Origin of the sequence: Magnetospirillum aberrantis SpK, from assembly GCF_011022235.1 — a bacterium.
Taxonomy (GTDB): domain Bacteria; phylum Pseudomonadota; class Alphaproteobacteria; order Rhodospirillales; family Magnetospirillaceae; genus Magnetospirillum; species Magnetospirillum aberrantis.
Window position 1 is genome coordinate 220,474 of record NZ_JAAIYP010000034.1, and the last position, 12,315, is coordinate 232,788.

Sequence of the window (12,315 nt, forward strand, 5' to 3'; positions counted from 1 at the left end):
TATGCCGGATCAGGCGTTGGCTTCGCCCTGGGCGACGACCTCGCGACCATCGTAATGGCCACAGGAACCGCAAACGTGATGGGGCAGCTTCTGCTCGCCGCAGTTCGGGCACTCGATGCCGGAAACGTTCGGCAGGCCATGATGCGCGCGGCGCATGTTGCGGCGGGACTTGGAGGTCTTCTTCTTCGGGACAGCCATTTTGTGTACTCTCTGCTCAGGAGGCCCTGATGGGGAAAGGGGCCTTTATTAGCCAAAAAGACCGGATGGTTCAAGGGTATGGTGAACCATCACCCCTTATTTTTGTGCAACTGTGCCAATACCGCGAAGGGATTGGGCCTCTTCTCCTCTTCCACCTCGCGGTCATCGCCGCTTTCAAAGGTGATTCCCGGCTTTCGTGGAAATGGGTCGAGCGCCAGCGCCACATGCTCCGCCACCGCCTCGCCGACGTCAATCGTTCCGTCAAGGATGGGGTCCGGCGGGTCTTCCTCGTCAAGGGATAATTCGATTTCAGTCATGGGCTGTTCGTCGGATTGTTCGGTTCCGAAACTCAGGACGAAATCCTCGGATACCGTCTGGGCGACGGGCTCAAGGGTGACGACGCAGGTTTGCACCACCTCGGCCTCGACATGGCCGTTCACCCGGACCACCGCGCCGCCGGCCAGAACCCGAAGCGTCAGTTCGGCCCGCAGAACGCCGATGGATTGGATGGCGAAACGATCGGCCAAAGCCGCGCGCTCGGCAGGCTTCGCCTCGATGTCCAGATGCATGCCGGAAGCGGGAATGCGATCAACACGGACGATTCGGCTGAATTCTGGAACCACAGCGTCGCTCACAGCGTCCCCTCCGGGTCCTGGAACGCAACTTTTCCCTGGGTCATGGCGTCGCCGTCCTGTGTTTCCAGAAAAGCCAGCTGTGCCAGGACATGGCGAGCCAGCGCCGCCGGGTCACCCTCTCCGCTTTTGCCGGACTGGAACACGTTGCGTTCAAGCGCCGCCGTCAGGGCCCCGGCTTCCTCCGCCTCAAGCGCACGGTCATACGCTCCGGCACGGCCATAGAACGCCTCAGCCATGTTCAGCACCCTTTTGCCGACCCGCAGGTCGGTGACCCCCATTTCCCGCAAATTGCGATCCATGTCGGTGAACATGAGCTCGACCAGCGCGCGGGCCACCGGTTCGGCACCGGCGCGGGTCAGCCTGCGCATGACCATCCACACATGCAAGATGATCATGTCGTAGCGCCCCTCCAGGGTATCCGGCACCCCGAAAGCGGTGTAGTAGACCGGGCGGCGCGCTTGCTCCACCGCGCTGAGATAAAGGTCTGACGCGGCCTGCTCGCGCTGGCGTCGTTCCCGAAAACGGTTGAAAAGCATGAATCTCGTTCCAGTAAGTGTCCTGGGGTGAGGGAATTCGGCTGCGACGATTGACAACGCCGCGCCCAGGAGTGCAATGTTGGCCCACACTTTGGCTTCCGCGCTGGCGCGCGTCAATGCTTCGGCTTAGAACCGGATGAATGTCCTGACCCGTCCCTCGCCCTTCGCCCTCGCCCTCGTCGCCGCTCTTGCCCTTGGCGCCTGTACGCCAACGGTGGATTTGCGCGGCAACCTGCCCACTCCGGAAAACCTGGCCGAGATCAAGCCGGGCAAAACCACCCGCGACGAGGTCCAGCAATTGCTGGGAACGCCTTCGACCACCTCCACTTTCGGTGACGAAAGCTGGCAGTACATCTCGGCGCGGACCGAGACCAAGGCGTTCTTCAAGCCCGAGGTCAAGGACCGCAAGGTGGTGTCCATCACCTTCGACCGTTCCGGCGTGGTCAAGGACGTGATCGAGCGTGGCCTTGAAGACGGCGTTGCCATCAATTCCGTCGAACGCGAAACCCCCACTGCCGGCAAAGAGCTGAGTATCCTTGAGCAGCTGGTGGGCAACATCGGAAAGTTTTCCAAGGACAGCAAGGGCAACAGTCCCTGACGGCCGCGACGCTCGCCTCAGGCGAGGCGGCCAAATCCATTTCGCCAACGAAAAAACCCCGGCCTTTCGGCCGGGGTTTTCCGTTTCAACGCGAGCTTCGGATCAGCCCGCCACCATCGCCAGCAACAGAATGGCGACGATGTTGATGATCTTGATCATCGGGTTGACGGCCGGGCCGGCGGTGTCCTTGTAGGGATCGCCGACGGTGTCGCCGGTCACCGCCGCCTTGTGGGCGTCGGAACCCTTGCCACCATGATGGCCGTCCTCGATGTACTTCTTGGCGTTATCCCACGCACCGCCGCCCGAGGTCATCGAGATGGCGACGAACAGGCCGGTGACGATGGTGCCCAGCAACAGGGCGCCCAACGCGGTAAAGGCCGCATTCTGGTCGGCAACGAGCAGAATGACGAAGTACAACACCACCGGCGACAGCACCGGCAGCATCGAGGGGATGATCATTTCGCGGATCGCCGCCTTGGTCAGCATGTCCACGGCACGACCGTAGTCGGGCTTGGCAGTGCCAGCCATGATGCCGGGGATTTCCTTGAACTGACGGCGAACCTCGACCACCACCGAACCGGCGGCACGGCCGACCGCCTGCATACCCATGGCACCGAACAGGTAGGGCAGCAGACCGCCAAGGAACAGGCCGATGACCACATAGGGATCCTCAAGGCTGAACTTGACGTTCAGGTTGGGGAAATAATGCTTGAGGTCTTCGGTATAGGCGGCGAACAGCACCAGCGCGGCCAAGCCGGCCGAACCGATGGCGTAGCCCTTGGTGACCGCCTTGGTGGTGTTGCCGACGGCGTCCAGCGCGTCGGTGATCTTGCGCACGTCCTTGGGCAACTCCGCCATTTCGGCGATGCCGCCGGCGTTGTCGGTGACCGGACCATAGGCGTCCAGCGCCACGATCATGCCGGCCAGCGCCAACATGGTGGTGGCCGCCACCGAGATGCCGAACAGGCCGGCGACGTTGTAGGCAAGGATGATGGCAATGGAGATCACCAGCACCGGCAAGGCGCAGGCTTCCATGGACACCGCCAAGCCCTGGATCACGTTGGTACCGTGACCGGTGGTCGAGGCCTGGGCCACCGACTTGACCGGACGGTACTCGGTGCCGGTGTAGTATTCGGTGATCCACACCAGAAGGCCGGTGACCGCGAGACCGATCAACGCGCAGGCATAAAGCCCGCCGCCGGTGATGGTATGGCCGGCCGTTTCGAAGGTGGTGGCGAAGCCGTCTTCGAACATGACGCTGATGATGGCGGCGATCAAAATCGCCGACAGCACGCCGGTAACCACCAACCCCTTGTACAGCGCCTTCATGATCTTGCCGGAAGCGTCCAGCTTGACAAAGAAGGTACCGACGACGGAAGCGAAGATGCACACGCCGCAAATGACCAGCGGCAACATCATCATGGCTTCCTGGGCGGCACCGGTGAAGAAGATCGAGCCCAACAGCATGGTACCGACCACGGTCACCGCGTAGGTTTCGAACAAGTCGGCGGCCATGCCGGCACAGTCGCCCACATTGTCGCCCACGTTGTCGGCGATCACCGCCGGGTTACGCGGATCATCCTCGGGAATGCCGGCTTCCACCTTGCCCACCAGATCGGCGCCCACATCAGCACCCTTGGTGAAGATGCCGCCGCCCAGTCGGGCGAAGATGGAGATCAGCGACGCGCCGAAGGACAACGCCACCAGCGCTTCCAACAGGTCGCGACCGCCAACGCCGGTATTGCGCAGCAGGCCGTAATAGCCGGCGACGCCCAGAAGACCCAGGCCGACCACCAGCAGGCCGGTGATGGCGCCGGACTTGAAAGCGACATCAAGGGCCTGCTGCATGCCGCCGGAACGGGCCGCTTCGGCCGTACGCACGTTGGCGCGCACCGAAACGTTCATGCCGACATAGCCGGCGATGGCGGACAGAACCGCACCCAGCACGAAGCCGGCGGCTTGGAAAACGCCGAGACGCCAGGCCAGGATGGCCGCGACCACGACGCCGACAATGGCAATGGTTCGATATTGACGATTAAGGTAGGCCTTGGCGCCCTCCTGAACCGCCGCCGCGATTTCCTGCATGCGTGGTGTGCCTGCAGGCGAAGCTAGGACCGACTTGATGGCATAGGCGCCGTACAGCACCGCCACCAAGCCGCAGGCGATCACAAAGAGTGTTGTCATTGTGTATTTATCCCCTGAGCAGCTTTATTGACTTTCGCGCCTCGTATTTCCGTCCGGCGAAAACTGCTGGTTGGCTGAGAGGACAACGCAAGCGCGGAAAAAGTTGCCAGAAGACATGGGACGATGCAATGCATAGCTCACCAAACTATGCCTTTATGGTATTTATCCACCGTTTTTTGATGGATAATTGGGATAATTCCAAAACAAAAAAGGTTGCCATAGGAAATATCCACCCCATCACACGCTCAGCGGAGGGTCATTTCAGGCTGGACTGCTCTATCGAAACGTCCTTGACCCAGCCGGGGGCCAAGACCTTGTCGCAGATGACCTGCATGCGGCGACGGATGGCCGCATGGTCCAGATCGGAACGGTCCCGCAACTGGTAGGGCAAGAACGCCATCATGTCCTCGAGAAATGCGTTCTGAAGACGCGGTAGATTCTGGGCGACGATTTCCTTTTTCTCGAACGGCACCTCGAGCCGGATGATCATCTCCGCCTGTTTGCGAACCTCGCGATCCTGGACGATGGGCACGATCAACAGCCCGAAATCCACGAAGGACGGGGGCGTCACCGAGGGCACGACGGGCTCCCCCTCTTTATGGGCCGGCGCCTTGCCGATCAACTGGTTGAAACGATCCAACGGATCGATGCCCCAGAAATACAGGCCCCCGATGATGGCTCCCACCATCATCAGGAATGCGATTACCATGAAGATCAATCGAATCACGCGCCGGCCCCCGTTTCCGTTGCGCTGAAATGCCGCCAGCCGCCATGGGGCAAGGACAGCGTACCGCCATTGGCGTCCACCACCCGAACCCCCTCCCCCTCGGCCATGCTGCCGATGGCGGTCACCGCAACTCCGACGCGGCGCCCCAGGTTCAAGACAGCCTCTGTGGCGTGGGCCGGCGCGGTGAACAGCAACTCGTAATCATCACCGCCGGCAAGAACGCTGGCAAGCAATGTCTGGTCGGTGGCCAGGGCAGCGGCGGTGGCGGCAGACAACGGCACCTTGGCTGCCTCGATCCGCGCGCCCAGCCCGGACGCCCGACAGATGTGCCCCAGATCCTGCACCAGCCCGTCCGAGACGTCCATGCCGGCATGGGCAAGGCCGACCAGCCCAGCCCCCAGCGACAGCCGCGGAGACGGCAGGCGATAACGGCCCGCCAGAAAGGAAACATGCCCGGCCGCCAGTCCCGGCCATCCGTCGCGCGCCGCCCGCAGGCCCAAGGCGCCGTCGCCGATGCTGCCGCTGACCCACACCACGTCCCCGGCCTGGGCACCGGAACGTAAGATCGCCCTGCCCTTCGCCACCTTTCCCAACGCCGTCAGAGCCAGGGTCAAGGGGCCCGGCGTGGACACGGTGTCGCCGCCGATCAGGGAGACGCCGAATTCCGCGACGTCCGCGGCCAAACCGGCGGCGAAACGTTGCATCCAGTCAAGGTCGGTGCCACGGGGAAAGGCCGCCGCCAGCATCACGGCGAATGGCCGTGCCCCCTTGGCGGCCAGATCGGACAGGTTGACACGCATCAGCTTGCGCGCCACCAGATCGGGCGGATCGTCGGGCAGGAAATGCACGCCCGCCACCATGGCATCCATGGTGGCGGCGGTTTCATGATCGGGATCTGCGGCTAAAAGCGCCACGTCGTCGGTCAGGTTCAGGGCACCGGGATAGCCGCGCGACAACGGCGCGAACAGATCGGCGATGATCTGGAACTCGTCAACCGACGAAGCAGGAAGGGTGCCGCTCAAGCCCCCTCCTCAGCCCGGCCGCGTCGCGTCGCCTTCGAACTCCTCGGCGCGCAGCACGCGGGCGACTTTGTCCAGCACCGCGTTGACCATCTTGGGCTCGGGCCCGGCATAGAACGCGTGGGCGACGTCGACGAATTCGGTGATGGCGACGCGGGCCGGCGTCTGCGGCCTTGCCTTCAGTTCGAACGCCCCGGCACGCAAGATGGCCCGCAGCACGGCCTCGAGCCGGTCCACCGTCCAGTCGCGCGACAAGGCATGACCGATCATCTCGTCCAACAAAGGACCTTCTGTGGTGGCTCCGTGCACCAGGAACGTGACCAGATCGCCGTCAGGCTGAGCCAGACGGCCCTTGGGCTCGTCCTCCTGGCGCTGACGGAACTCGTCGATGGCCTGTTCGGCGGGAACGCCGGTGATTTCCATGGAATAAAGCGCCTGAACCGCGGCAAGACGGGCGGCGGAACGGCGAGTGGCGTTGGGATTGGGCTTGCGCACTTGGATTTTGCTCAACGGGTCAGTTTCAGGGTGCGCTTGAGATCAAGCATGCGAAGACAGGCGCGGGCCGCTTGGCCGCCCAAATTCTTACGGGCGGGGTCGGCACGATTCAGCGCCTGGGTTTCGTTGTGGACGGTCAGCACGCCGCTGCCGACGGCCAGATGGCGGCGGGTCGCCACCTCGGAACAGCCGTTCACGCAAGCGGTCGAGACATGGTGGTAATGGTCGCTTTCGCCTCGGATGGCCGTGCCCAGAAGCACGAAGCCGTCATAGCGGATATCGGCGGTGCCCAATTCCTGGGCTGCCGCGAACATTTCAAGCGCCGCCGGCAGTTCCAAGATGCCGGGAAGGGTCACCTTGTCCCAGGCCACGCCCGCCGTTTCCAGCGTCTGGACCGCGCCGGCCAACAGCATGTCGGCCAGATGGTCGTAGAAACGCGCCTCGATGATCAGGACGCGGGGCTCGCTCATGGTCGGATCCTTTTTCCTCAGGCCACCGGGATGGGGCGCTGTTCCACCACTTCCAGGCCAAAGCCGTCAAGGCCGATGATGGTTTTTTTGGTGTTCGACAACAAGATCATGCGATCGACGCCAAGATCCAGCAGCATTTGCGCACCAACGCCGTAATCGCGCAGCTCGGTCGGCACCGGACGCTGATCCAGTTGCGCACGCACGCGGTCGGACAGGCTGGTCGGACGCGGTTCACGCACCAGGACAACCACCCCGCGCCCGTGGGCGGCGATCATTTCCATGGCGGTATGAAGCTCTCCGGCCTTGCCGGACCCCTGGTCGCCCAGAACGTCGTCAAGGATGTTGACGGCATGCACGCGGACCATGACCGGCTGATCGCCGCTCAGATCGCCCTTCACCAGGGCGACGTGCTCCACATAGGCCAGTTGATTGGCATAGATCACCATTCGCCATTCACCCCCCCATTTCGAGGTGAGCGGCGCCTCGACCTCGCGGCGGATGATCTTGTCATGGCGGCGGCGATAGGCGATCAGATCGGCGATGGTGGCGATCTTGAGACCATGCAACTGGGCGAACTTCACCAGATCGGGCATGCGCGCCATGGTGCCGTCGTCGTTCATGATCTCGCAGATCACGCCCGAGGGATTGAGGCCGGCAAGGCGCGAGATGTCCACGGCCGCCTCGGTATGGCCGGCGCGCACCAGCACGCCGCCATCGCGCGCCATCAGCGGGAAGACGTGGCCGGGGCTGACGATGTCGGACGCTTCTTTTTCCGGGTCGATGGCGACCTGGATGGTGCGCGCCCGGTCGGCGGCGGAAATGCCGGTGGTCACCCCTTCGCGTGCCTCGATGGACACCGTGAAAGCGGTCTGCATGCGGGTGCCGTTGTCCGGGCTCATGGGCTTGAGCCCCAGATGCTCGCACCGGGAACGGGTCATGGACAGGCAGATCAGGCCGCGTCCATAGCGGGCCATGAAGTTGACCGCCTCGGGCGTCGCCATCTGAGCGGGAATGACCAAGTCACCCTCGTTCTCGCGATCCTCGTCGTCGACCAGGATGAACATGCGGCCCGACCGGGCCTCGGCGATGATCTCCTCGATCGAGGAAAGCTGGTCGTGATACTCGGACAACGCCACCGGATCAGTCCTTTTCCAGAAGGCGCGCAACATAACGTGCGAGCATGTCGATTTCCATATTGACGCTGTCCCCTTCGCGCAAAATCCCGAACGTGGTCACCGCCTGGGTATGGGGAATGACATTGATGCCGAACAGACGTCCGTCAACCTCGTTGACGGTCAGCGACACGCCGTCCAACGCCACCGATCCCTTGGGAGCGACGAACTTGGCCAGCGCCTCGGGCGCTTCGAAAGTGAAGCGTAGCGATTCGTTCTCGGGGCGGATCGACATCACGCGGGCGACGCCGTCCACATGCCCGGACACGATATGTCCGCCCAGTTCATCACCCACCCGGCAGGCCCGTTCCAGGTTGACCCGCGTTCCCACCTGCCAGTCGCCCAGAGTGGTCTTGGACAAGGTCTCGGCCGAGGCCTGGATGACATAGGTGTCGGCGGCGGTCTCGATCACCGTCAGACACACGCCGTTATGGGCGATGGAAGCGCCGATCTCGACCGAGGACAGGTCGTAATGGGTGGCGATCTCGAAACGGGCGTCCTGGCCCTGATCCCGCGCAACCTTGCGCACTTCACCAAGATCGGTGACGATGCCTGTGAACATCGGCCCGTACTCCTTAGATTTTTCTATAGATTTCCATCACGTCGCCACCGACCGACTGGGTCGTGACACGTTCGAAATGCGGTGTCTGCGCCAAATGATCAACGCCGAAGCAGACCGCCGCCGGCAAGCCGTCGCCCCCCATCATGCGGGGCGCCCGAAACCATACCAAACGGTCCACCAGACCATCCCGCAACAACCCGGCGGCAAGATGAGCGCCGCCCTCCACCAAGACGCGGGTGACGCCGCTCTCGGCCAGGATTTCCAGGGCCGCTTTGAGATCCAGGGAATGGTCCGTCCCTTCCGGCACTTCCACCACATCGACACCGGCTTCCTGATAGGCGGCGATGCGGTCAGAATCCCCGCCCTCCAAGGTCAGCAGCCATGTGGGAATCTCGGCAGCCCCCACCACCAACCGATTGGTCAAAGGCAGACGCATGCGGCCATCCAGAACCACGCGAACCGGCGAACGGTCTTCAAGACCCGGCAAGCGGCAGGTCAGTTCAGGATCGTCGGCCAGCGCGGTCCCGCTGCCGACGACGATGACGTCGTTTTCCGCCCGCAACAAATGTGCGGCCTGACGCGCCGGTGCGCCGGTCACCCACTTGCTTTCGCCGGAATGGGTGGCGATCCGGCCGTCCAGCGTGGTCGCCACCTTCAGCGTCACCAACGGCCGGCCTTCCCGTTGACGCATCAGGAAACCGGCATTGAGGTCGCGGGCCTCGTCGGCACAGACCCCGGTCTTGACCTCGACCCCGGCCGCGCGCAACAGGTCGAAACCACGTCCCGACACGCGGGGGTCCGGGTCTTCGATGGCGGCGACGACACGGGAAACGCCCGCCGAAATCAAGGCTTCGGCGCAAGGAGGCGTCTTACCGTGATGGGAACAAGGTTCCAACGTCACATAAGCGGTGGCGCCACGCGCCGCCTCGCCGGCCATGGCCAAGGCTTCGGTCTCGGCATGGGGACGCCCCCCCGGCTGTGTCCAGCCGCGCCCGACCACCCGGCCGTTCTTGACAACGACGCATCCCACCGCCGGATTGGGCCACACGTTCCCCAGGCCGCGCCGGGCCAGGCCCAAGGCGGCGCGCATGTGGGCGCGGTCAATATCAGTCGTCGTCGTGGCTGCCACCGACCATCTTTCCCAGGAAATCCTCGAAGTCTTTTGCTTCGCGGAAGTTGCGGTAAACCGAGGCGTAGCGGACGTATGCAACCTTGTCCAGGTCCATCAGCACGTCCATCACCAATTCGCCGATGTACTTGGACGGCACCTCGTTCTCGCCCATGCTTTCCAGGCGACGATGGATGCCGTTGGCGATGCGTTCGATCTGTTCTTCCTCGACCGGACGCTTGCGCAACGCGATACGCAACGACTTGACCAGCTTTTCGCGGTCGAACGGAATGCGGCCGCCGTCCTTCTTGATGACCACAAGGTCGCGGATCTGAACGCGTTCGAAGGTGGTGAAGCGCGAACCGCACGCCGGGCAGGAACGGCGGCGGCGAATGGCCGAATTATCCTCGGTCGGTCGCGAATCCTTCACCTGGGTATCGTCATGACCACAGAACGGACAACGCATCTGTCTGTTTCCCCTTGAGACGAAAGGGGCCGTTCCTCCCCAGGAACGGCCCCGCCCGCTTGTTTACGAGTAGATCGGGAACCGGCGGCACAATTCCGCCACGTCCTCCCGCGCCTTCTTTTCGGCGGCGGAATTATCTTCGGGATTGGCGGCCAGACCGTCGAGCACGTCGCCGATCAGTTCGCCCACCTTCTTGAACTCTTCGACGCCGAAGCCGCGCGTGGTGGCGGCCGGCGTGCCCAGACGCACGCCAGAAGTGATCGTCGGCTTTTCCGGGTCGAACGGGATGCCGTTCTTGTTGCAGGTCATGCCGGCGTGCTCAAGGCTGGCCTCGGCGGCCTTGCCGGTCAGCTTCTTGGGGCGCAGGTCAACCAGCATCAGGTGCGAATCGGTGCCGCCCGACACGATGGCCAGACCGCGGCGCACCAGGGTGTCGGCCAGTGCCTTGGCGTTGGCCACCACCTGGGCGGCGTATTGCTTGAATTCCGGCTGCAACGCCTCGCCGAAAGCCACCGCCTTGCCGGCGATGACATGCATCAGCGGGCCACCCTGGATGCCCGGAAAAATGGCCGAGTTGATCTTCTTGGCGATCGCCTCGTCGTTGGTCAGGATCATGCCGCCGCGCGGGCCGCGCAGGGTCTTGTGGGTGGTGGTGGTCACCACATGGGCATGGGGAAACGGGCTGGGATACTGGCCACCCGCGACCAGACCGGCGAAATGGGCCATGTCGACCATGAACAGCGCCCCCACCTCGTCGGCGATCTTGCGGAAGCGGGCGAAGTCGATGGTACGCGGATAGGCCGAGCCGCCGGTGATGATCAGCTTCGGCTTATGTTCCTTGGCCAGTTGCTCGACCTCGTCGAAATCGATCTGGGCGTCCTGAAGGCGCACACCGTACTGCACCGCCTTGAACCACTTGCCCGACTGGTTGGGGGCCGCGCCGTGAGTCAGGTGGCCGCCAGCCGCCAGGCTCAGGCCCATGATGGTGTCGCCGGGCTGGATCAACGCCTGGAACACGCCCTGGTTGGCCTGGGAACCGGAATTGGGCTGGACGTTGGCGAACTGACAGCCAAACAGCTTGCAGGCCCGCTCGATGGCCAGTTGCTCGACGATGTCCACGAACTCGCAGCCGCCGTAATAACGCTTACCGGGATAACCCTCGGCGTATTTGTTGGTCATCACCGAGCCCTGCGCCTCGAGAACCGCCCGCGAAACGATGTTTTCGGACGCGATCAGCTCGATCTGATCCTGCTGACGCTTCAGCTCCTTGGAAATGGCGGCGAAGACGTCGACGTCACGCTCGGCCAGGGAGGTGCGGAAGAAAGTGTCGGTGGCGGTCATCGGTGAATGTCTTTCGTGCAAGGTCGACAGGGAATGGGCAGTCAATCGGCTCAGCGCTCGCCGTTCTCGGCCAGCTTGGCGACACGCCGGGCGTGGCGGCCACCTTCGAATTCGGTCTGAAGGAACAGATCCAGGCAGTCCTTGGCGATTTCGGGGCCGACGGTGCGCCCCCCCATGACCAGGACATTGGCGTCGTTATGCTGGCGGCACATCTTGGCGCCGTAGGCGTCGTGCACCAGCGCGGCGCGCACATGCGCGAAGCGGTTGGCGGCGATGGAGATGCCGATGCCGGAACCACACATGAGGACGCCACGGGTCGCGCGCCCTTCTTTCAACGCCTCGGCCATGGCGACGGCGAAGTCGGGATAATCCACCGATTGCGCGCCATCCGTGCCGAGGTCGAGCACCGCATAGCCCAAGCTTTCCAGATGCCGGGCCAGAAGCGTCTTGAGCTCGACGCCGCCGTGATCCGAAGCCAGTGCGATGGTTTCCTTAGTCATGCCGAAAAATACCTACGGGATCAGGAAGTACGGGGATCGCTTCAATACCATATCTCGGCACATTTTGCCAACGTGCCACCATCTCGTGGGGCATCCGTCACAGCATCGCCGCAATGCGTCGGTAGAATGACGAAATCATTCATCCCCTCGCTGCGATCATTCCGTTTCGACAAGTGAACAGCCGGCCATGACACAGACCATTGGGGTATAGCCCGCTCCAGTGCGCCGGCATTTATTGAAAATCCCAGTCGCCGAAAGAATTGATTATTCTTATGGCTCAGATAGGAATTGACAGCAAAGATAA

At 63.1% G+C, this 12,315-nt stretch carries 15 protein-coding genes; 1 reads left to right on the forward strand and 14 read right to left on the reverse strand.

The genetic code is table 11. The features are described from left to right. Positions 1-9: 9 nt before the first annotated feature. The 3 genes from rpmF to G4223_RS07305 all read right to left on the reverse strand — a co-directional run bounded on the left by rpmF (position 10) and on the right by G4223_RS07305 (position 1,369). Positions 10-198 (reverse strand): 50S ribosomal protein L32, encoded by a 189-nt coding sequence (gene rpmF, locus G4223_RS07295; RefSeq protein WP_163677141.1) that lies wholly within the window; start codon positions 196-198, stop codon positions 10-12. 89 nt (positions 199-287) lie between these two features. Beyond that, a complete protein-coding gene (locus tag G4223_RS07300) occupies positions 288-833 on the reverse strand; it encodes a YceD family protein (RefSeq protein WP_338086839.1) in 546 nt (181 codons plus the stop codon). Further along, the gene (locus G4223_RS07305; RefSeq protein ID WP_163677144.1) at positions 830-1,369 is read right to left on the reverse strand and encodes a ubiquinol-cytochrome C chaperone family protein; all 540 of its coding nucleotides are present in this window, start codon (positions 1,367-1,369) and stop codon (positions 830-832) included. The genes G4223_RS07300 and G4223_RS07305 overlap by 4 nt, the downstream gene beginning before the upstream one ends. A 136-nt stretch (positions 1,370-1,505) precedes the next feature. On the opposite strand from G4223_RS07305, the gene G4223_RS07310 reads away from it, so the two are divergent. Continuing rightward, positions 1,506-1,967, forward strand: coding sequence for an outer membrane protein assembly factor BamE (locus tag G4223_RS07310; RefSeq protein ID WP_163677146.1), 462 nt, complete (start codon positions 1,506-1,508; stop codon positions 1,965-1,967). Positions 1,968-2,069: 102 nt separating this feature from the next. Here the strand turns inward: G4223_RS07310 and G4223_RS07315 are convergent, their stop codons facing one another. From G4223_RS07315 to rpiB, 11 genes are all read right to left on the reverse strand, one after another. After that, the gene (locus G4223_RS07315; protein ID WP_163677148.1) at positions 2,070-4,151 is read right to left on the reverse strand and encodes a sodium-translocating pyrophosphatase; all 2,082 of its coding nucleotides are present in this window, start codon (positions 4,149-4,151) and stop codon (positions 2,070-2,072) included. A 256-nt stretch (positions 4,152-4,407) separates the two neighbouring features. Beyond that, the gene (locus G4223_RS07320; protein ID WP_241004001.1) at positions 4,408-4,860 is read right to left on the reverse strand and encodes a flagellar basal body-associated protein FliL; all 453 of its coding nucleotides are present in this window, start codon (positions 4,858-4,860) and stop codon (positions 4,408-4,410) included. A gap of 14 nt (positions 4,861-4,874) precedes the next feature. Continuing rightward, on the reverse strand, positions 4,875-5,900 hold the full coding sequence (thiL, locus tag G4223_RS07325; RefSeq protein ID WP_163677149.1) for a thiamine-phosphate kinase: 1,026 nt from the start codon (positions 5,898-5,900) through the stop codon (positions 4,875-4,877). Positions 5,901-5,909: 9 nt separating this feature from the next. After that, positions 5,910-6,407 carry a transcription antitermination factor NusB gene (gene nusB / locus G4223_RS07330; RefSeq protein ID WP_205762417.1) on the reverse strand — a complete coding sequence of 166 codons (498 nt, stop codon included), beginning with the start codon at positions 6,405-6,407 and terminating at the stop codon, positions 5,910-5,912. Beyond that, complete coding sequence (locus tag G4223_RS07335; RefSeq protein WP_163677150.1) at positions 6,404-6,862, reverse strand: 6,7-dimethyl-8-ribityllumazine synthase; 459 nt, start codon at positions 6,860-6,862, stop codon at positions 6,404-6,406. Before G4223_RS07335 ends, nusB begins: the two co-directional genes overlap by 4 nt. Before the next feature lie 17 nt (positions 6,863-6,879). Beyond that, positions 6,880-8,031 (reverse strand): 3,4-dihydroxy-2-butanone-4-phosphate synthase, encoded by a 1,152-nt coding sequence (gene ribB, locus G4223_RS07340; RefSeq protein ID WP_163677151.1) that lies wholly within the window; start codon positions 8,029-8,031, stop codon positions 6,880-6,882. After that, positions 8,003-8,596: a riboflavin synthase gene (locus G4223_RS07345; RefSeq protein ID WP_163677153.1), complete on the reverse strand. Its 594-nt coding sequence runs from the start codon at positions 8,594-8,596 to the stop codon at positions 8,003-8,005. The genes ribB and G4223_RS07345 overlap by 29 nt, the downstream gene beginning before the upstream one ends. Positions 8,597-8,609: 13 nt before the next feature. After that, positions 8,610-9,686, reverse strand: a complete 1,077-nt coding sequence (gene ribD / locus G4223_RS07350) for a bifunctional diaminohydroxyphosphoribosylaminopyrimidine deaminase/5-amino-6-(5-phosphoribosylamino)uracil reductase RibD (protein WP_163677155.1) — start codon at positions 9,684-9,686, stop codon at positions 8,610-8,612. Between the two features lie 16 nt (positions 9,687-9,702). Then, positions 9,703-10,170 (reverse strand): transcriptional regulator NrdR, encoded by a 468-nt coding sequence (nrdR, locus tag G4223_RS07355; protein ID WP_163677157.1) that lies wholly within the window; start codon positions 10,168-10,170, stop codon positions 9,703-9,705. Positions 10,171-10,233: 63 nt separating this feature from the next. Further along, positions 10,234-11,511, reverse strand: a complete 1,278-nt coding sequence (glyA, locus tag G4223_RS07360) for a serine hydroxymethyltransferase (protein WP_163677159.1) — start codon at positions 11,509-11,511, stop codon at positions 10,234-10,236. A 50-nt stretch (positions 11,512-11,561) separates the two neighbouring features. Then, positions 11,562-12,011, reverse strand: a complete 450-nt coding sequence (gene rpiB / locus G4223_RS07365; protein ID WP_163677162.1) for a ribose 5-phosphate isomerase B — start codon at positions 12,009-12,011, stop codon at positions 11,562-11,564. Positions 12,012-12,315 lie beyond the last annotated feature (304 nt).

Coding starts and splice junctions, on each gene's coding strand:
- rpmF (WP_163677141.1), bottom strand. CDS start 198: ATGGCTGTCCCGAAGAAGAAGACCTCCAAGTCCCGCCGCAACATGCGC.
- G4223_RS07305 (WP_163677144.1), bottom strand. CDS start 1,369: ATGCTTTTCAACCGTTTTCGGGAACGACGCCAGCGCGAGCAGGCCGCG.
- G4223_RS07310 (WP_163677146.1), top strand. CDS start 1,506: ATGAATGTCCTGACCCGTCCCTCGCCCTTCGCCCTCGCCCTCGTCGCC.
- G4223_RS07315 (WP_163677148.1), bottom strand. CDS start 4,151: ATGACAACACTCTTTGTGATCGCCTGCGGCTTGGTGGCGGTGCTGTAC.
- G4223_RS07320 (WP_241004001.1), bottom strand. CDS start 4,860: ATGGTAATCGCATTCCTGATGATGGTGGGAGCCATCATCGGGGGCCTG.
- G4223_RS07335 (WP_163677150.1), bottom strand. CDS start 6,862: ATGAGCGAGCCCCGCGTCCTGATCATCGAGGCGCGTTTCTACGACCAT.
- ribB (WP_163677151.1), bottom strand. CDS start 8,031: ATGTTGCGCGCCTTCTGGAAAAGGACTGATCCGGTGGCGTTGTCCGAG.
- G4223_RS07345 (WP_163677153.1), bottom strand. CDS start 8,596: ATGTTCACAGGCATCGTCACCGATCTTGGTGAAGTGCGCAAGGTTGCG.
- ribD (WP_163677155.1), bottom strand. CDS start 9,686: ATGCGCGCCGCCTTGGGCCTGGCCCGGCGCGGCCTGGGGAACGTGTGG.
- nrdR (WP_163677157.1), bottom strand. CDS start 10,170: ATGCGTTGTCCGTTCTGTGGTCATGACGATACCCAGGTGAAGGATTCG.
- glyA (WP_163677159.1), bottom strand. CDS start 11,511: ATGACCGCCACCGACACTTTCTTCCGCACCTCCCTGGCCGAGCGTGAC.
- rpiB (WP_163677162.1), bottom strand. CDS start 12,011: ATGACTAAGGAAACCATCGCACTGGCTTCGGATCACGGCGGCGTCGAG.